The 17,264-nt window shown below is 65.4% G+C and carries 15 protein-coding genes and 2 CRISPR repeat arrays; of the genes, 7 read left to right on the plus strand and 8 right to left on the minus strand.

The annotated features are described in order from the left end of the window. Positions 1 to 150 precede the first annotated feature (150 nt). A CRISPR array of direct repeats spans positions 151 to 596; the repeat unit is 36 nt; unit sequence GTCTCACCGCACTCGCGCGATACCGCGCATTGAAAC. A 176-nt stretch (positions 597 to 772) separates the two neighbouring features. Beyond that, a CRISPR array of direct repeats spans positions 773 to 1,079; the repeat unit is 36 nt; unit sequence GTCTCACCGCACTCGCGCGATACCGCGCATTGAAAC. A gap of 143 nt (positions 1,080 to 1,222) precedes the next feature. Continuing rightward, positions 1,223 to 2,209, minus strand: coding sequence for a DNA methyltransferase (locus ABFE16_16260; GenBank protein ID MEN6346858.1), 987 nt, complete (start codon positions 2,207 to 2,209; stop codon positions 1,223 to 1,225). Positions 2,210 to 2,242: 33 nt separating this feature from the next. After that, a complete protein-coding gene (locus ABFE16_16265) occupies positions 2,243 to 2,809 on the minus strand; it encodes a hypothetical protein (protein ID MEN6346859.1) in 567 nt (188 codons plus the stop codon). A gap of 648 nt (positions 2,810 to 3,457) precedes the next feature. On the opposite strand from ABFE16_16265, the gene ABFE16_16270 reads away from it, so the two are divergent. From ABFE16_16270 to ABFE16_16280, 3 genes are all read left to right on the plus strand, one after another. Continuing rightward, positions 3,458 to 3,949, plus strand: coding sequence for a peptidylprolyl isomerase (locus tag ABFE16_16270; GenBank protein MEN6346860.1), 492 nt, complete (start codon positions 3,458 to 3,460; stop codon positions 3,947 to 3,949). A 260-nt stretch (positions 3,950 to 4,209) separates the two neighbouring features. Beyond that, positions 4,210 to 6,036, plus strand: coding sequence for a hypothetical protein (locus ABFE16_16275; protein ID MEN6346861.1), 1,827 nt, complete (start codon positions 4,210 to 4,212; stop codon positions 6,034 to 6,036). Next, positions 6,033 to 6,536: a hypothetical protein gene (locus ABFE16_16280; protein ID MEN6346862.1), complete on the plus strand. Its 504-nt coding sequence runs from the start codon at positions 6,033 to 6,035 to the stop codon at positions 6,534 to 6,536. Before ABFE16_16275 ends, ABFE16_16280 begins: the two co-directional genes overlap by 4 nt. 190 nt (positions 6,537 to 6,726) lie before the next feature. Here ABFE16_16280 and ABFE16_16285 read toward each other — a convergent pair whose 3' ends face one another. From ABFE16_16285 to ABFE16_16305, 5 genes are all read right to left on the minus strand, one after another. Further along, the gene (locus tag ABFE16_16285) at positions 6,727 to 7,275 is read right to left on the minus strand and encodes a DUF456 domain-containing protein (protein ID MEN6346863.1); all 549 of its coding nucleotides are present in this window, start codon (positions 7,273 to 7,275) and stop codon (positions 6,727 to 6,729) included. 86 nt (positions 7,276 to 7,361) lie between these two features. Continuing rightward, positions 7,362 to 9,299, minus strand: a complete 1,938-nt coding sequence (locus ABFE16_16290; GenBank protein MEN6346864.1) for an SH3 domain-containing protein — start codon at positions 9,297 to 9,299, stop codon at positions 7,362 to 7,364. 225 nt (positions 9,300 to 9,524) lie between these two features. Beyond that, positions 9,525 to 10,346 carry an MBL fold metallo-hydrolase gene (locus tag ABFE16_16295; GenBank protein ID MEN6346865.1) on the minus strand — a complete coding sequence of 274 codons (822 nt, stop codon included), beginning with the start codon at positions 10,344 to 10,346 and terminating at the stop codon, positions 9,525 to 9,527. A 1-nt stretch (position 10,347) separates the two neighbouring features. Further along, positions 10,348 to 11,223, minus strand: a complete 876-nt coding sequence (locus ABFE16_16300) for a hypothetical protein (GenBank protein ID MEN6346866.1) — start codon at positions 11,221 to 11,223, stop codon at positions 10,348 to 10,350. 105 nt (positions 11,224 to 11,328) lie between these two features. Next, positions 11,329 to 13,152 (minus strand): DUF4832 domain-containing protein, encoded by a 1,824-nt coding sequence (locus ABFE16_16305; GenBank protein MEN6346867.1) that lies wholly within the window; start codon positions 13,150 to 13,152, stop codon positions 11,329 to 11,331. 194 nt (positions 13,153 to 13,346) lie between these two features. Here ABFE16_16305 and ABFE16_16310 point away from each other — a divergent pair, with 194 nt between their 5' ends. Beyond that, on the plus strand, positions 13,347 to 13,988 hold the full coding sequence (locus ABFE16_16310) for a PHP-associated domain-containing protein (protein MEN6346868.1): 642 nt from the start codon (positions 13,347 to 13,349) through the stop codon (positions 13,986 to 13,988). A 23-nt stretch (positions 13,989 to 14,011) separates the two neighbouring features. On the opposite strand, the gene ABFE16_16315 is transcribed toward ABFE16_16310, so the two are convergent. Continuing rightward, positions 14,012 to 15,121 (minus strand): hypothetical protein, encoded by a 1,110-nt coding sequence (locus ABFE16_16315; protein ID MEN6346869.1) that lies wholly within the window; start codon positions 15,119 to 15,121, stop codon positions 14,012 to 14,014. A 169-nt stretch (positions 15,122 to 15,290) separates the two neighbouring features. Here ABFE16_16315 and ABFE16_16320 point away from each other — a divergent pair, with 169 nt between their 5' ends. From ABFE16_16320 to rpmF, 3 genes are all read left to right on the plus strand, one after another. Beyond that, complete coding sequence (locus ABFE16_16320; GenBank protein ID MEN6346870.1) at positions 15,291 to 16,154, plus strand: metallophosphoesterase; 864 nt, start codon at positions 15,291 to 15,293, stop codon at positions 16,152 to 16,154. A 257-nt stretch (positions 16,155 to 16,411) separates the two neighbouring features. Next, a complete protein-coding gene (locus tag ABFE16_16325; protein ID MEN6346871.1) occupies positions 16,412 to 16,903 on the plus strand; it encodes a DUF177 domain-containing protein in 492 nt (163 codons plus the stop codon). Between the two features lie 133 nt (positions 16,904 to 17,036). Then, positions 17,037 to 17,246, plus strand: coding sequence for a 50S ribosomal protein L32 (gene rpmF / locus ABFE16_16330; GenBank protein MEN6346872.1), 210 nt, complete (start codon positions 17,037 to 17,039; stop codon positions 17,244 to 17,246). The last annotated feature ends 18 nt before the right edge of the window (positions 17,247 to 17,264 follow it).

Genomic DNA, 17,264 nt, shown 5'->3' on the forward strand with positions numbered 1-17,264 from the left:
CTGTTAGGGGCCTATTGAGGAGGAAGAGAGAAGAAAGTCGGGCTTTTTTGGTGGCGCCAGGAGGTGTTCTTGAGGGGGTTAGCGAATTACGATTCCAATTGGCTCGTAGAGGCCCCTAGATGGGCCGCAGAGGGCCACTTTTGCGGCGCAGTCTCACCGCACTCGCGCGATACCGCGCATTGAAACCGTGTCGGTCTGCGCCGTCCAGGTCTCCGTGCAGGGGTCTCACCGCACTCGCGCGATACCGCGCATTGAAACTGTGACCGGGCTTACCGTCCTTGCCGTTGAGCGTCTCACCGCACTCGCGCGATACCGCGCATTGAAACTGTGACCGGGCTTACCGTCCTTGCCGTTGAGCGTCTCACCGCACTCGCGCGATACCGCGCATTGAAACTAAGCCACCCCGGCGCCCAGGGAGCCGCTGTCCGTCTCACCGCACTCGCGCGATACCGCGCATTGAAACTGAATCGTTCCAGCGAGGAACCAGCCCCCAGGTCTCACCGCACTCGCGCGATACCGCGCATTGAAACAGACCTTAGCGGCCATACATACATCGTTCTGTCTCACCGCACTCGCGCGATACCGCGCAGGCAAAGGCACCTCACCCCCTGTGTCCCCCTCTCCACGCAGTGGCGAGGGGGAAAGGCAGCGGCGTACGGCAAAAGGGCAACGGCCCCAGGTGCGCCATCTGCGGAGGTGGTGGTTGTTGCCGTTCGCCCCCTCGCCACTGGTGGAGAGGGGGAGTCGAGCGCAGCGAGACGGGGGTGAGGTACGCCAGGAGGAACCGCGCGAGACCGCGCATTGAAACCCTCCGGCCTTGGCCCCTTCCTTGGTTTGGTTGCACCGTAACCGCGCGAGACCGCGCATTGAAACACAAACAACTTCTATGAACTGAAACGAGTCCATAGTCTCACCGCACTCGCGCGATACCGCGCATTGAAACGTTACCCTCGGTGTCGTTCCAGTTATAGAAAAAGTCTCACCGCACTCGCGCGATACCGCGCATTGAAACTCAGACATGATGGCTGACCTCCTTTCAGTTTGTCTCACCGCACTCGCGCGATACCGCGCATTGAAACGAACCGTAGGTGTTGCGGCAGCGGGCCGAACCGTTGCACCGTAGCCGCAAGAGACCGCACAGGCAAAGGCACCTCTGCCCCAAGCAGTGGTGAGAGCCAGCGGAAGGTTGCGCCAAGAGGAGGTCGGGCTGCTCTTGAGTGGGTTAGCCCTGCTTTGAGTGCTTGGGTTTCGCGGGTGCCGGCTTCTGGAACACGAGGATGTACTGGTGGTGGATGTTGGAGATGAAGGCGAAGGGGATCCCGAAGGGATAGAGGTTCTTGTTGTTCTGCGCGAGGATGGTTACGCCCTTGAGCTGCAGACCCAGGGCCTCCACGCGTGCAGCAAGGTCGGCATGGTACAGGTAGAAGCGCGGTCCGTGGCGGAAGTCAGACACGATGACCGCCATGTATCGTTTGGGCTTTAGCACGCGTCCACACTGCCCGAAGATGCGGGCCAGCTCGTCGAGAAACTGGTCGTAATCCTCGAGGTTGCCCAAGTCACCATCGCTGTCGCTGTACTGGGTCGGCAGACCGCGCGAGGTCCGTTCGGCATGGGCCTTGAGCCCGGCCTTCTTGGTGAGAATGCTCCAGTAGGGCGGACTGGTGACCACGAAGTCGAAGCTGTCGGCCTCCATCTCCTGAAGGCACGAGCGTGCATCGCCCTCCACCACAGACAACTCCAGCGAGGGCTGTGGTTGCCCCGAGACGGCCTCGGTCTGCAAACGCTCCCGAGCCACCTGCGCCCACTCGGGGGAAAGCTCGATGCCGACGCCCTTGCGTCCGGCAAGGGCACAGGCAAGGAGCGCCGAGCCACTCCCGACGAAGGGGTCGAGGACTCGCTCGCCCTGCTTGGTGAACAGCCGGATCAGGCGCTCGACGTCACGCTCGGAGAAGGTTGCCGGGTGGAGAGCCTTGAGTGCGCTTCGCGGCGGCGCCTGGCTGTAGACGAAGCTGTCGTCAAGCTGGCCGAGCAGGCGCTCGACCTCCTCCGGCGCATCCGTCTGCCGCAGCCACTGGACGAACTCCCCGGCGAGCTCCGAGAATGCCTCGTTCCCATCGTCGCCACTCAGCCAGAAGCTCTTGGTCTCGATCAGCCACTGGCGGTTGGGCAGGTCGTTGAGTGCGTTTTTGGGGTGAACCGGGTCGTCCAAGTCGTCTTCCTCCGGCCGGCTTCGCGGCGGTGGCTACTGCTTCTTCGCGTGGTGCTGGAGGAGGATCTTGATCAGGTCTTCCTCCTGGGTGACGATGATGATCTTCATGTCCTTCTCGTCACCGGCCTGGATGGTGAGGGTCTTGTGCTCCCCCGTGCTCATCTCGGAAAGGGCCGCGTCTTTGTACTTGTCCTTGTAGAACTGGGCCACCTTCCCGAAGGCGTCAGAGGTGGTGAACTGGGCCTGCGTGACATCTGTGTCGCCGCCCGAGACGGTGCTCGCCTGCTCCTGTTTGGCGCCGGGGTAGATCTCGATCCCGAGCTTGGAGAGGTCGCCTTGCTTGCCGCCCTGGTAGGTGACTTGCTTCCCATCGGGCCCAGTAGTCTTGACGGTGACCTGATCCTCGCCCTGCTTCTGGGCCTGGACTTCGACGACGCCGTTCTCAGTCTGGAGGCGGGCTGTCTCGCCCTGGGCGAGTTTGGCGGCCTCGCCCACATTCCGCAGATCCGTCGCGGCTTCCTTCGCCTTTGAACATCCCCCGAGCATGACAGTGGCCATAGAGACGACACAGCACGCCACAAGCAAAGCTCTGCAAGCCATGGTGAAGGTCCCCTTTCGGCGGAGTTCAGGCGACCGGCTTTTCCATCTTACCACAGGGCAGGCGCGGTCACAACGGGCCCTCAGCTCGCGGGCCCATTGACGGCACCTCACCCCCTGCCCCCTCTCCACGCAGTGACGAGGGGAGAAAGGCAAAGGCGAAGGGATGACGGCAAAGGCCCTCACCCCAGCCCTTCCCGAGGGGAGAGGGAGAGTGGACGGCGGTGAGAAGCGGGTAACCACTGGTGCGGGTGAAGTGGCGAAGGTCGCGACGCCGGGCGTGTGGAACCTGAGAGGAGTGTTTTCGTGTTCTGGTTTGGGAGAGCCTGCCCGTCGTCCGGGGCAGACGAGTAGCATGTCTTCGAGGTGACATCGATGCAGAGACAGCGGATATGGATCAGCTCGATCGTGGTTGTGCTTCTGGTCGTCGCGCTATACGCCTTCAACACCCTCTCGGAGCGGCCCAAACCGCCGGCCGATGTGAATCTGGAGGGGCGTCTCGCCAAGGAGACTCCCGAGGAACCGGCCGAGAACGCTGCGACGCCGGAATCCACCGTCGGCGAAGCCAGCAACGCTGCAACCTCCGAGGCGACGGCGGCCTCGGAGCAGTCAGGGGCGGACAAAGAGGTCGTCGCCCGCGCCAAGGGTTCGGTGGTCAAGCTGGTCACCGACAAGGGCACCATATACCTCGACCTGTACGATGACAAGACGCCGATCACCGTCGGCAACTTCCTGGACTTGGTCGGGAAGGGTTTCTATAATGGCCTCACCTTCCACCGGGTCATCGCGAACTTCATGATCCAGGGCGGAGACCCGAAGGGTACCGGCGAAGGCGGCCCGGGCTTCACGATTCCCGACGAGGCCGACAAGGGCCTCAAGCACGTCCGGGGCAGCCTCTCGATGGCGAAGACTGCGATGCCCAACACGGGCGGCAGTCAGTTCTTCATTTGCCACTCGCCGCAGGCGCACCTGGACGGCGTCCACACGGTCTTCGGCGAGTGCCTGCAGGGCATCGATGTCGTCGACTCCATCCAGATGGGCGACAAGATCAAGAGCGCAACGATCCTGAAGAAGTCGTCTGCGGCGGATGCGGACATCGCGAAGGGCAAGGCGGCAAGGGTGCCGGAGACCAGTGGAGGATAGTAGCCGGCCTGACAAGGACGTGCTCCTGTACCGATGCGATGACCCAGAGGAAGGCTCCCGGAGGGCTGTCGCGAGGCAGGCCGAGACCCAAACCCGCAGGCGCCGGACAGGATTCCGGTGACGGGGTGCCGGTTGATCCCCGCCTGCTGCCGAATCGGTTGACCGCCGATATGCCACCACTGTACACTTCCGCCGTCCCGGCCGGAGGCGTGTGATTGCGCCTGGGGACGAGCGGCCTTTTCCCTGGAGAGTGACCTTCTTTGGCAGCGGCTCCCGATGGTGACGCAAGGAAGCTTGGCGCCGGTTCCATCGCCCTGTTCGCGGTAAGCGCCCTACTGGTCGGCGCGATCGGCAGCGCCCAGTTGTGGAAGGCGCAGATGGGCGCCTACCCCGTGCCCTTCGGTCGGATCGTCGGGGTCATCTGGATCGCCGAGCTGCTGGCCTACTTCACGGTTATGCTGGCCCAACTGGGCGGCAAGGTCAGTGGCGCACCGGTCTTCGCGGGCGTTGTGGCCGGGATGGTGCTCCGAGCACTGGAGGCGGCTCTGGCAGCGATCCTCGGCAGCCCGGAGAACTCCAAGAGCTTTGGCGATGCCTTCGGCCACTACTACGCCGGTTACTACCTCGGGGCTGTGCTGCAGATCGTCGTCACCGCGCTGTTTCTGTGGCTGATCCGCACGGCCTTTGAGCCGCCGGAGGTCGTGCTGGTGGCGCCGAAGTCTGACGTGCCTGACATGGATCCCGAGCGACTGCGGGGCTTCCATGAGGTGACCGAGCGTCGCCGTGAGCTCATCGGCCAGCTCATGAACGCGGAGGACATGCAGCCGGAGAGCGAAGAGGCTCCACAGGCTCCGGCCGAGCAGGTGGTACTCACGCCGCCGCAGGCGCAAGAGGAATCTGCGGGGACGCCGGAAGCGCCCGCTGCGGAGGAGCCTGTCGAGGAGCCTGCTGCAACGGTCGAGGCCGAGCCGACTGCACCCGTCGCTGAGACGCCGACTCCCGAGCCTGCCCCGGAGACCGTGACTCCACCGGCAGCACCACCCCTTCCACCCGTGATCTCCACGCCGATCATCACACCGGCGGAGCCGCCTTTGACCTCGGAGCAGTCCGTCATTTTGGCCCTGCGTGAGGATGATGACGAGCGGCCCGTGCGGTCGGCTGTTGAGACCTTCCGGCCGGAACCGGCTCGACCCGCTCCGCCTTCAGAGCCACCCGTGCAGGTCACTGAGCAAGAGACCGCGACGAGTGCATCGGTGCCAAGGCCTGCACCCGAGGCCCTGGCTGCCGTCGCGGAGACCCTCAATGCGGCGACGGTGGAGATCGGCGCAGGCACTGCCGTCATGCGGCCGACACGCGAGGGTCGCGTGGTCGCCCTCGCTGCCGAGGGGCTGTACATCCTCGATGCGGTGCTGAGCTCCGCCGACCATTTCTGCCGCGGAGCCTCCTGTCTGTGCCGCGAGGCACGCATCGGCGACCCACGCAAGATCCTGCTGCGCTATCCGGGCGGCTATGCCGGAGCTGCCATGCTGGGTGATGAACAGGGAGGCCTGCTGACGCTGCTTGGTCTGCCCCGAGGTGCGAATCTGGGGGTCGCCAACCAGGCGCTGAACAAGCTGGAGACGCTGCAGCTTTCCGGTCCGCTTCCCGCATGGCCGCAGGGCCCTGAGCCGGAGTTTCCGCCCGCGTACCGAGATGCGGACCTCGAAGGGCGCATTGGTCCGCTCCTGGAGTGGGTGCCGGAGGCCGCCGGTCTCGCGTCGACTTCGTCCTCCGCCGGAGGGCGGCAGATTGTCACCCTCAGCCGCGATGCAGCAGCGTCGGCCTCGATCGCCGGAGCGGTCGCCCATGCCTGGGGAACTGCCGAAGCCCTGTGCATGGCGCTGAGCCGACCTCGCTGCGACCTGGTCATCTGGAGCGCAACGGGAGGGACGGTGGCCTGCGGAGCGGCGACAGTGGCCGGTCAGCACCTGCTGGTCGCACTGATCCAGTCGGGACCTGAGGCCGCGGGACCGGCCAACGTACGCCTGGGCCAGATTCTCAACAGCCTCGGCCGCGTCGCCGGTGAGAGTTCCATGAGCGGGGAATGAGCATGCAGCGCGCTTCGAAGCCCGAAATCGTCGCCCTCGTTCTGCTGGGCCTGGGGCTGTACAACCTTGCCCTGTGCCTGCGAGCGGCCCAGCCGGGGCTGCTGGAGACCGACCTGCCCGGGTACGTGTGGCCGCTGGGTGCGGTCGTGATCTACGCGGCCGTGGCCCTGTTCATGGCCGGGGCGAACCTGCGGGCTCTGTTGCTGCTGGCCCTGTGTCTGCTGGCGCACGTGCTAGAGGCGCTGCTGATGGGACTGGGGTTCCTGGTCCTGGCCAAGGAGCCCGGTGGACTCTCGGCGACGGTCCTCGGGCAGGGGCTGTGGGCCTATCCCCCGGCCACCTTGCTGCAGATCGCTTTCGTTGTCCCCTTCGTCTACACCCTCTATGCGGGTCTGCACCGCGAGTCGACGGCAGACCCGATCCCCCTGGTGCTGGCCCCTCAGACCGCCACTGAGGTGCCGTCTTCGGTCGACACTCCCGCAGGGGGCGACAGTGCGTAAGGTCCTCCTCCGGCTCCAGCGGCAATGGAAGCGCCTCAGGTCACGGGTGTCTGCCTTGACGGCTCCCGGGACCTTCCTGTGCGACTCATGCCGCTACGACTACCGCGGAGCCTGCAAACAGCCCCAGCGACCGAATGCGAGAGCGTGCGAGGATTACCGTCGGCGGTGAGAGGGTGGCGGACCGGCGGGGCTAGTGGTGATATGCCATGGTGAGGACGAGGACGACCATCACGACAGCGAGGATGACTTTGAGCAGCGTCCCTGCGACCCGGCCGAGCATCGCGCCAACTCCGGCGCGCTTGGCTTCCTCCACAGATCGGCCCGCGCGGCGCTCGTACCAGTAGCCGCCGGCGAAGCCGCCGAACACTCCCCCGACCAGGGGCCCCACGACCGCACCGACGAGACCGAGGACCGGGCTTAGCACCGCAGCGCCCGCGAAGGCCCCGATCATGCCTGCCACGAAGGCCCACATCATCCCCCTGGAGGAGCCCCCGTACTTCTTCACTCCCGCCGCCCCGATCACATTGTCGGCGACCTCGGCAAGAACCGAGATGCCGAGCAAGACCAGCAGGAACCACCAGGGAAGCTTCCAACCATTGAGGGCCGAGAAGACGAGAGCGTCGGCGACGATGACCAGGGTGCCCGGGATACCCAGCAGCGTCAGCACCGCGCCGGCAAAGAGCACCAGCACGAAGAGGAGGTGACCCAGGATCATCAGCAGGCCAGAGAGGGTTGCCATGTGCCCTCGTGTGGACGGGGAAGGTAGTGTCGGCAGAGAGGGATAGGGCGAGGCCGAAGGGGCCCCGCCCTATCGCGTTGTTGCGTCTAGAAGATCCGCCGCGCACCCGCGTAGTGGTCGGCGTAGTAACCCGAGCCCAAGTCGGAGATCTTCACGCCGGAGCGGCTGTTGGCGGCATGGATGAAGTTGCCCTGCCCAATGTAGATGCCGACGTGTGAGATGCCCGCCCGGTAGGTGTTCTGGAACACCAGCACGTCGCCGAGCTCCAACTCGTCGCGGCTCACGGGGCGTCCCTGGAGGTACTGCCCCGTGGTTGTCCGGGCCAACTCGACGCCGAACTGGCGGTAGACATAGGAGGTCAGGCCGGAGCAGTCAAAGACCTCCGGTCCGTCGCCGCCACGGACATAGGGCTTGCCCAGGTGCCTCATGGCCTCGCGGACGACGGCACGGCCGCTTCCTGATCCGGAACTGCCGGTGATGCTGGTGGACGACGAGATACCCGATCCGGAGGAGCCATTGCCGTAGTGCTCGGCCCGGGTCTTCACGAGGTCCTGATTCACCCAGCCCATGGTTCCGTCGGTGAAGGCGACCTTGAACCAGTCGGACTTCTGGTCGATGATGACGACCTCGGTACCGAGAGGAGCCTGGGTGACCACAGCCTCGCTGGTGCTTGCGCCCTTGCGGACATTGACGCTGGGGCGGTTGATCCAGCCGGCCTTGGCTTCGGTGCGCTCTCCGTTGACGACCTTGGTGGCCTCAGCCTGTCCCGGCGGCTGGAAGTCGAGGACCCATCCGGCGGCCCAGCCGTCATTGCCTGCAGTAGTGCGGACCTTGCACCACTGGCCCTGAGTGTCGACGACCGTTACGGGCGTGGCCTTGCTGAGCGAGAACTTGACGTCGCGGTCAGTGCCGGCACCATAGCGGACATTCGTCCCGTCGTCGGAGATCCAGGCGCGGAAGGGCTTGAGCTGGCCCTCGACCTGAGGCTCCTCGTCGTCACCGGCACGTGAGCTGGGCGCAGGGTCATCAGGGCTCTTGGCGATGGTGGTCTGTGCGCCGTGACGGCGGACGTACCAGCCGGCAATCCAGCCGCTACGACCGTCGAGGGTCGCGACCTTGCACCACAGCCCCTTCTCGTCCTTGACCCATACCGTGTCGCCCTGACGGAGTTGCCCCAGAGAGCTGGAGCTGGTGCTGGGACCCTCGCGCAGGTACACGGAGCTTCCCACGCAATAGGCCTTGTCACCATTGGAGCCTCCGCTGCCCGCGAGAGCCCGACCCTTGTGGGCGTCGGTCTCAAGCAGCTCGCGCAGGACCCAGCCGTAGCCGTTCGGAGTCCGGCACTTGCGCCAGTCCCCCTGGGAGCTGATGACGTAGATCTTGTCACCCTTGGTGAGCTGGCCGACCATGGAGTAGCCGACCGACGGGCCGCTGCGAACGTTGACCACGTTCTCCTTGATCCACACCGGTACGGGTGCGAAGTCGGGCGTCGTCCCGGAGGAGGCCGGTTTCCGTCCGGCGGCCGGATCGGTGACCAGCAGGTCGGAACGGATCCAGCCCCAGGTGCCGCCCTCGGACTTGACCTTCCGCCAGCCGCCATCGCTAGCGACGACATAGACCTTCGTGCCGCGCTTCACTTGTGCGGCGCAGTCCGTACCGACATCGGGCCCCTTGCGTAGGTTGGCGATCTCGGGCTCGATCCACGCGGCCGTGACCTTGGTGGACTTTGAGCTCGAGCTCGAACTGGAACTCGAGGAGGGAGCGGTGAAGCGGACGTACTCTTCCTTGACCCAGCCCGACTTCCCGCCAGAGAGAGAGACGCGGCACCAGCGGTCCTCGCGGAAAGCGGAGACCTCAACCTTCTGGCCGCGTGTGAGGGTACCAACTGATTCGCTGCTGGTGCCCGGCGACTTCCGGACGTTAAGTACCGATGCGTCTACCCAACCCGTCTTGGCCGATGCCAGACTCGGGAGACCCCAGAGCGCCAACGCCGCCAGGGCCAGTACTATCTTGTTGTTATTCATGCTGTGAACACCTCTCCGCAAGCAGTGGCAACCCCGAATTATAGAACGCCCCTCTCGCGGGAGTCAAACCGCCCGGCCCCGGAAATGAAACGTTACATGGCGAAATCGCCCGCTTCCGCCCGATCACTTGACTCGTTCACAAACACTTCCTATTTGTCTTCTCAGACGCCGGGCTCCTCGGGCCCCGACTGGACGCTTTCGGAGGCCCCTGGCCAGGACACGCACTCAGGACAACTCGACCGAGAGTCCGTCATAGGCGACCGACAGACCCGGGTGGCAGGCCTGCTCGACGAAGCGGTCGTGGATCGGGACGAAGTGCTGGCTCAGGTGAGTCGCGTACACGGGAGCCCCGTCGGTCAGCAGGCCCTTGTCGCGCAGCTCACTCGACAGGCGGCACAGGGTTGCCCAGTTCAGATGATGAGTGAGGCAGTCGGGGTGACCGTCAGCGTCCAGCGGGCCGAAGGTGGACTCGATCACGGCGCCCGTCAGATGACGCCCGTCGAGGAGCTGCCACCAGAGGTCTTCGGGCCATGCCGTGTCGGTGGCGTACAGCACCGAGGCGTCCCCGTTGCTGATCACATAGGTCAGCGAGTTCTGATTCGTCCAGTCGTGGCGGGCAGGCAAGGTGAGCACCTGCCAGGTCCCCAGGTCGAGCTCATCGCCCGCGTGAATCTCGTGGGCCTCGAGAGGACCGTCGACCGAGGCGAGCTTGCGCACTGTTGCCTCGTTGCCCCACACCTGCAGCGGCTCGAGACCGGCGGCTGCGCGACCTCTCGTCAAGGCGCGGAGCGACTCCGGGTCAAGATGGTCGCTGTGGGCGTGGGTGATCAGCAGGTGTCCGATCGCCTCGGGCCTGACGTGCATTTCGGCCAGTCGCCAGGCAGCCGTCGGTCCGCAGTCGATGAGCAGCGAACGATCGATGAGGAGGCTGGAGAAGGTGCGCAGGTTCCGCCCGGCGAGTTGACGGGCCTCACGACAGATGGGACATGAGCAGGTCAGGGCCTGCAGGTAGTCTGCAGCGCCGGTTCCAACGAAGTCCAGTTGCATGTTAGTGCTCCCGTGCTATGAAGGTGGGCTGACCGTCGGCGGAGACCTCGCTCTGCGACCGGCCATGGTCGAGATCGGCAAAGGCGGCGTTCGCCCTCTGCAGGAAGAGTCCGGTCGTCCATCGCTCGCCTGCCGCAAGAGACGGCAGGTCGTCTACCGAGACCTTCGCGACCAGGTAGGGCTCCAGCGGCAGGCGGTCGCGAACCTTGAGTGTGTGCAGCCCGTCGCGGACTCCAAGCCCGGCGCGGAGGATCAGGTGCGCGTCGAAGTACAGGCGCACTCCCGGTCGGTACTCGATGTCGGGGCTAGGCAACATCCGTCCGGCTTGTCGGCAGGCGACGACGAACTCCGGGCCAGGGGCGTCCATAGTGCCCAGGGCGACGTGCTGTGCGTAGTCGGGAGGATCGCCGACCAGCAACTCGCCGATCGGACTACAGTCTACGCCACCAAGCAGCGCGGCCGACCGGAGCTCACCACAGGCCTGGATCTGGCTCCAGGCCTCACGAGTGGTCGAGTGCACGAGCCAGCGCGGATCAGTCGGCCGCACGGCCGTCGGCGAGAACTCCGGCTCCAAGGCCTCTTCGACCAGTGCCTCAGCGCTGACGCCCTCCGGGCAGGCGACGATCACACTGCGCCCCTGCGCCGCCTCGTAGCGCAGGAAGTCGCCCAGACGCTGCAGCAGATGCGGAGTTCGGCGACCGAAGCTCGCGGTGTAGAGGCCGCTTCGACTCCGGCCGTTTCGCACCATCTCGTCCTCCGCAGCGCACAGGTGGAAGCAACTCCAGGTCGGGCCGAAGCTGCCAGCCGCCGAGAAGGGGTTCGAGGACTCGGGTGTCCAACCTGCCGACGCGGCCAACCACGTCACGCCGTCGTCCACCACGTCACCTCCGACAGTCTACACAACCCGGAGCCGACACCGAGGGTTCCGCGGCCTACGCTGCGGAGCGTCCTGTTGCCTATCCTGGTCGGTCTGGGAATCGTGTCAGCGCTCCTTCGGTTCGAAGGTCGGCCGACCGTCGGCGGAGACTTCCAGGGTGCCGATCAGGATCCGTCGATCGGTCTCGCCTCGGTCCGGACTCAGGCGCTCATCCGACTGGCCGATTCGCGAGGGCAAGAACAGACCGACCCACACCTCAAAGGTGCTCCCCGCCGCTTCGGCCGGGACGGAGAAGAGGCAGTCAACAGAGGACTCGCCGGGCGTCTCGAGGACACTCGCTGCCTGCGCCGAGGCGGGGTTGCCCTGGAAGATGATCCGGCCGCCGCGGTCGAAGTGGCAGAAGGGCCTCACCCCGGCTGGAGCGGCTGCGTGGACCGTCCACTTCAGCGGCAGCGACCAGCCCTGCTTCGCCGGCTGCAAGGCGCCGACGGTGACGTCGTAGTCGGCCTGCACCTGGAGCGTGCCGAGGCGGTAGCGACGATGCCCATCGCCGTCGGGCAAGGGCAAGGCGATCTGCGGCGTCCCGGTGCGACTGCCGACCGAGACATATATATCATAGGTACCGCCCTGGGCATAGTAGGGCAGCGACACGCTCAGGGCCTGCTCCGTCTCCGGCGCCTCACCCGGCGCCGCGACTGCGAGCGAGCGCATATCGAAGCTGTCGTCTACGTAGGTCGCGACGATCCCGCCCTTGCGGTCCTTGAGTGTCACGCAGGGGAAACCGCCGGGGAGACAAGGCGCTACTCCGGCATTGCGCCAGCGGCAGGTGAACTGCATCGGCTCGCCAAACTTCACCTTGCGCGGCCAGGAGGCCTCGGTCAGTTGCAGCCGGTAGCCCAGGCGCAGGTTGATGCGGTGGATGAGGTCGCCGCACTCCTGAAGGAACTCGCGAGGCCACCAGTGGATCGAGGCGTAGCTGGCATGGTAGTCCTCGACCGCCTGCAGGTAGAGCGACCCATCCTGCCAGCAGCCACGGTCGCGGGAGCCACCGTAGTGCTCACTCTCCAGGATCACCGGCAGGTTCGGCCAAAAGCCCTGGGCGAAGTTCGCATGGAAGTAAGCGTTCTTGCCACCCTGCACGAGAATGCTGTCGTCGCGGAGCGTCAGCCCCTGCTCCCGCGCATAGTCAATCGTCTCGTCGCCGCGCCCCTGCGAGGAGAAGTCGTCGTTGGCCGCCAGCAGCGTGCGGGTGAAGTACTTGCGGTGCAGGTCGATGTGACGGCGCACGGTGTCGCCCGAGAAGGGCAGACGGGTGCTGGCGAAGGTGTGGCCCTCGCCCCAGACACCGAAGGAGCCTACGTCGATGAAGGCCACCTCGGGGTTGCCATCATAGCGCTTGGCGGCTGCGGCGAGGAAGTTGCCGAGCTTCTCGAGGAAGATAGGGTCGTCGTAGTCGGGCTCCCAGAAGGGCCCGTCCTCCACGACGCCGCGGCCGGGCGTGAAGTTGTACCCGTTGGCTCCAGCCTTCTTCACCCACTCGGGCGTCGCCCAGCGCATCCAGGACTCTGAGCAGGAGAACCGGAAGGCGACCTGCTTGCCCTTGTCGATCCAGCGCTGGGCCGGGGCATCGACCACTGCCCAGTTGAAGTGGCCCTCCTCGGGCTCGACGTAGGACCAGGGGATACGCAGGTAGATCACCGTCATGCCGGGGAACTCGTCGACGGTGTCGCTGGGCTCGAGACGCGAACCATAGTTGCGCGGGTTGTTGTCATAGTAGTGGAACACCCAGCCCATCCCGGGATTGCAGAGCGCCTCCCCGGTGTCCTGCGGGTGTACCACTTCTCGCCCCTCGGGGGCTTGTGCAGAGGCCGTCATGGTCATCACCACCATGTAGATAAGGGTGCCGAGGCCGGCATAGAGACTCTTCATCGCGTAGGGAACCTCCTGCATACTGAGGCTGGATGCACGCCCGGAGGGCGCGGTGCAGCAGGTGCTTGAGCTCCTCTGCAGTTGCCGAACTTGTTTCGGCCACCTTTTTGACATCCGGTGCGGGGCGTGTTAGTGTACTGTGTCAGCTACATACCAGGTGCCTTTTGGCCCCCTTGTTCGAGGAAGCCCACTCCGTGTACCCCTTCGAGATCCACAGTCATACGAAAGAGCATTCCGCGTGCTCACGAGTTCCCGTAGAGCACCTGCTGGCCCGTGCCGACGAACTCGGCCTGGCCGGCATCGTTGTGACCGACCATCACTACCAGTGGCCGCAGGCTGAGCTGGAGAAGATCGCAAGGCGCGTCACCCGCAACGGCCTTGTGGTTCTGAGCGCCTACGAGCTGACCACTGCCGATCCGCGCACTGGTGCCCATGCCGGAGACCTGCTAGTCTTCGGCGGTCCCGACGATGCGGTGATGCCCATCTGGACGCCCTACGAGGAGGCCTGCGCTCGGGCCCATGAGCTCGGTGCAGTCACCATCTCGGCCCATCCCTTCCGTGAAGGCATGGGTGCGGGCGACCGAATCTACTACATGGACATCGACGGGATCGAGATCTACAACCAGAATCATTCGCGCCTGGATGTCCTGCGAGCACGCCAGGCCGTCCAGAAGGCCGGGTTCCTGGGAGTCGCCGGAAGCGATGCACACCGGGCTGTTCAGGTGGCCCAGTTCCTTACGGTCTTCGAGCGGCCGGTGCGGAGCATGGAGGACTTCAAGCGCGAGCTACTCGCCCGGCGCTTCCATCTGGCCTCCAACCGCCCCGACATCAACTGAGCCACTCCGGCCTGCAACCTCCGTTACTTCTCCAAAGACCGCAGTAGGCCTTCCTCGACTCGTGCCGCGTAGACCTGCGGCACACCGGTGCAGTTGGAGTGAAAGGCGACGTAGCGTGCATCGGGGCTGAAGAGGGGAGACGGATTCGTGCAGCGAGGCACGCCCACGCAGGCATGGGTCTGCACAAGGAGCTCGGCACGCCCGGTGCGTACCGAGCCGATCCACAGGTCTGCAGTGGGCGCCTCGACGGCGACCCACCAGCGGCCGTCGCGACTCACATCGAAACCCCCGAAGTGCCGCCCCTGAGCCATCACCCGCAGGTCTTCGCCCTCCAGCGCAAGGGTTACGAGACGGTCGTCGGCAAAGGCCTCGTCCGGGGTGTCGCGGTGCAGCACCGCCGTCGCAAGACGATCCTTGCCGGCCCAGTGGCAAGAGCCCCGGGGCAAGGAGAGGTCGGAATTCCCCAGGGGGACCTGACGCAGGTTCGTGCCGTCGTCGGCGATGACCTGAAGGCCGGGACCATACCCGGCGGAGAAGGTCCGGTCGCCCCCGGCCGGGCAGATCAGCAGGTCAGGGGAGGACTGCGGAGCGTACTCCACGCTTGCCTGGGCCAGCGCCGGCGACTGGAGGATCACCTCCGCCTCGCGGTGAACCAGATCAAAGCGCACAATCGCCCATAGGTCGTCGCTGACTTGCCCACAGACTGCGAAGGCTGCGCCATCGTGGCGAACGGCCCCACAGCCGCAAGAAGCGAGCGGGAATCGGGTCGCCACCACTTGCTCCTGCTGCAGGCTCCCCAGACACAGACGCCAGAGGCCCGGTCGCCCGGAAGCCTTCAGGTAGTACAGGTAGCGGCCGTCGGGACTCAGCGCAGGAGCCTGCACGCCGGCCTCGTCGAGGAGTAGCCGGAGTTGCCCTTGCTGCAGGTCCGCGAGCCAGTACTGCGGAGGCAGGTCTGGTGCGAACCGGCGCGAGTACAGCAGGTGAGTGGAGTCCTGCGTGAAGGCCGCTGCTGCGGGCGCCACGGTCTCATGGAGGAGAGGTGTGCTGGTGAGCTGGAGCACCTCGACTTCTGTGTCCGGGTCCAGTCGCGGGATGAGCTCGCAGTGAGTCGGCATCGAGGCGGCGTACATTCGGTTTCCTCCAGAGCCTTCTTCCCCGCGGAGGAGTTCGCGCAGGGCCCGACGTTAGGCTGTGTGGGTGTGGCCCTGTCGTGAAGTCGAGGCCGGCAGGGCGGAGCTTCGAACAGGTGGTGTACTCACGGCTCGCGAGTGCTCTGAGGTGACAGAGGCGGAGCGACCCATGAAGGAGGAGACACCCCGGCAAGGCACCGGCGCCTCGCGGTGGCGACTGCTCGGTCCGCTTGGCTGCCTGGCATTGCTGACGGCGCTGGTCGGTACCACTGTGGTGGCCTTCCTGGAGCCGCACTGGCTGCAGGTCGTCCGCACGGAAGTCGGCATCGCCGGTCTGCCTCCGGGCTTCGACGGACTGCGGGTCGTGCAGCTCACCGATATCCACCGCGGTCCCTATACCAGCACTGAACAGGTGCGGGCTGCCGTGGATCTCGCCAACAGCCTGCAGCCGGATCTGATCGTCCTGACCGGCGACTACTGCCACCGCAGCGCAAAGTACATCCCGGATTGCTTCCGAGAGTTGTCTCGACTGAGAGCACCCCTCGGTGTCTACGGGGTACTGGGCAACCACGACCACTGGGCCGACGCCGGTCTGAGCAGGTCCGAGATGGCCCGGGCCGGGATCCACGAGCTCACCAACCGCCACTGGTGTCTCGAGCGCAAGGGCGACCGGCTCTACCTGGCCGGTGTGGGTGACCTCTGGGCCGACCAGCAGCGGCTCGACGAGGCTCTCAAAGGCGTGCCCGCGGAGGCTAGGGTCCTGCTGCTGTCGCACAACCCGGACTACAATGAGAAGTTGCAGGATCGGCGGGTCAAGCTCATGCTGGCTGGACACACGCACGGCGGGCAGGTGGTCTTGCCCCTGCTGGGGCCGCTGGTCATCCCCTCGCGATACGGCTCCAAGTACGCGGCGGGGCTGATCCACGACGGCTGGAAGCAGGTCTACGTGTCACGCGGTGTGGGAGTCATCATCCCTCCGGTGCGGTTGAACTGTCGCCCCGAGGTGTCCTTGCTCACCCTGCGTCGGGAGTGAGTGGGTCGGTGCCTCCTGGCCGTCGTAGGCTCTGCAGCAATCGGCGTGCCGGGAGGAGGGCAGCTCACCCCATGCCTGACTCACCACTCTGGGAGACACGGGGGAAGTCCAAGTCAGGCAGCCCTCCGTCGCCAGAGGCGGGCAGCCACCTGCTTTGGCGAGTCTTGACACACTCGAAGAGGCTGGAATATACTCGGCGGGTCTAGGAGGCGTATTGAACCGCGGCGAAAGCCGCGGTCTGCGTTATGCAGTACGGCATGAAGGCGAAACTCTCTCAACTGATGGGGCGGGCGACGTGCGAGGTGGAAGCGCCCGTTCCTCCGGGTGTGGGCGCCGAGTTCCGGGGCCCTGTGAAGGGTCAGGTCGTCCTGACAAACGCCGGGGCGACGATCAGCGCCCGTGGCCACCTGAGTGCTACGGCAGTGTGCGAGTGTAGTCGCTGCCTGCTCAAGCATGAGGTGCCGCTGGAAGTAGAGGTCAACGAGGAGTGCCGGCTGGCCCAGATCGACGAGCCTCCGGCGCCGGGTGAGGAGGAGCCGCAGTCGATTCCGATCCTGGACGCCGACCTGGTGGATCTGAGCGAGTTGGTTCGTCAGGTGCTGGCGATCAACGTTCCTCCTCGGTCCCTATGCCGGCCGGACTGTCGGGGACTGTGCCCCCACTGCGGCAAGAACCTCAACGCCGGACCGTGTTCGTGCAAGGCGGAGGGTCCCGATCCCCGGTGGGCTGCCCTGCGAGGCCTCCGGTAGCTGTCAGGGGTCGCCGTTCCTGATAGGATCCAGACCTGCGCGCGGCGGATCAGCCCGCGCCCTTTTGCCGTCGCTGTAGACCAGTGGTACTTCGTGAACATCACCGGGGCACCCGTAAACAGGAGATAGTTCAATGGCTCTGCCGAAACGCAAACATTCAAATGCCCGTACCAACAAGCGCCGGGCGAACTGGAAGCTCGAGCAGCCTTCCCTCACCGAGTGCAGCAACTGCCACGCCATGATCCTTACGCACAACGCCTGCCCGAAGTGTGGGTACTACCGGGGGCGGAAGGTCGACCATACCATCAAAGGGGACGACAAGAAGAAGCGCGAGGGTAAGTAGCGCTTGGTTGTGCGGCAC

It is taken from the genome of Armatimonadia bacterium (assembly GCA_039679385.1).
Taxonomy (GTDB): Bacteria; Armatimonadota; Zipacnadia; order Zipacnadales; family JABUFB01; genus JAJFTQ01.

Bases quoted from the DNA above. Each gene is read 5' to 3' on its own strand.
- rpmF (MEN6346872.1), top strand. From the start codon at position 17,037: ATGGCTCTGCCGAAACGCAAACATTCAAATGCCCGTACCAACAAGCGC.
- ABFE16_16305 (MEN6346867.1), bottom strand. From the start codon at position 13,152: ATGAAGAGTCTCTATGCCGGCCTCGGCACCCTTATCTACATGGTGGTG.
- ABFE16_16265 (MEN6346859.1), bottom strand. From the start codon at position 2,809: ATGGCTTGCAGAGCTTTGCTTGTGGCGTGCTGTGTCGTCTCTATGGCC.
- ABFE16_16290 (MEN6346864.1), bottom strand. From the start codon at position 9,299: ATGAATAACAACAAGATAGTACTGGCCCTGGCGGCGTTGGCGCTCTGG.
- ABFE16_16320 (MEN6346870.1), top strand. From the start codon at position 15,291: ATGAAGGAGGAGACACCCCGGCAAGGCACCGGCGCCTCGCGGTGGCGA.
- ABFE16_16295 (MEN6346865.1), bottom strand. From the start codon at position 10,346: ATGCAACTGGACTTCGTTGGAACCGGCGCTGCAGACTACCTGCAGGCC.
- ABFE16_16315 (MEN6346869.1), bottom strand. From the start codon at position 15,121: ATGTACGCCGCCTCGATGCCGACTCACTGCGAGCTCATCCCGCGACTG.
- ABFE16_16285 (MEN6346863.1), bottom strand. From the start codon at position 7,275: ATGGCAACCCTCTCTGGCCTGCTGATGATCCTGGGTCACCTCCTCTTC.
- ABFE16_16325 (MEN6346871.1), top strand. From the start codon at position 16,412: ATGAAGGCGAAACTCTCTCAACTGATGGGGCGGGCGACGTGCGAGGTG.
- ABFE16_16280 (MEN6346862.1), top strand. From the start codon at position 6,033: ATGAGCATGCAGCGCGCTTCGAAGCCCGAAATCGTCGCCCTCGTTCTG.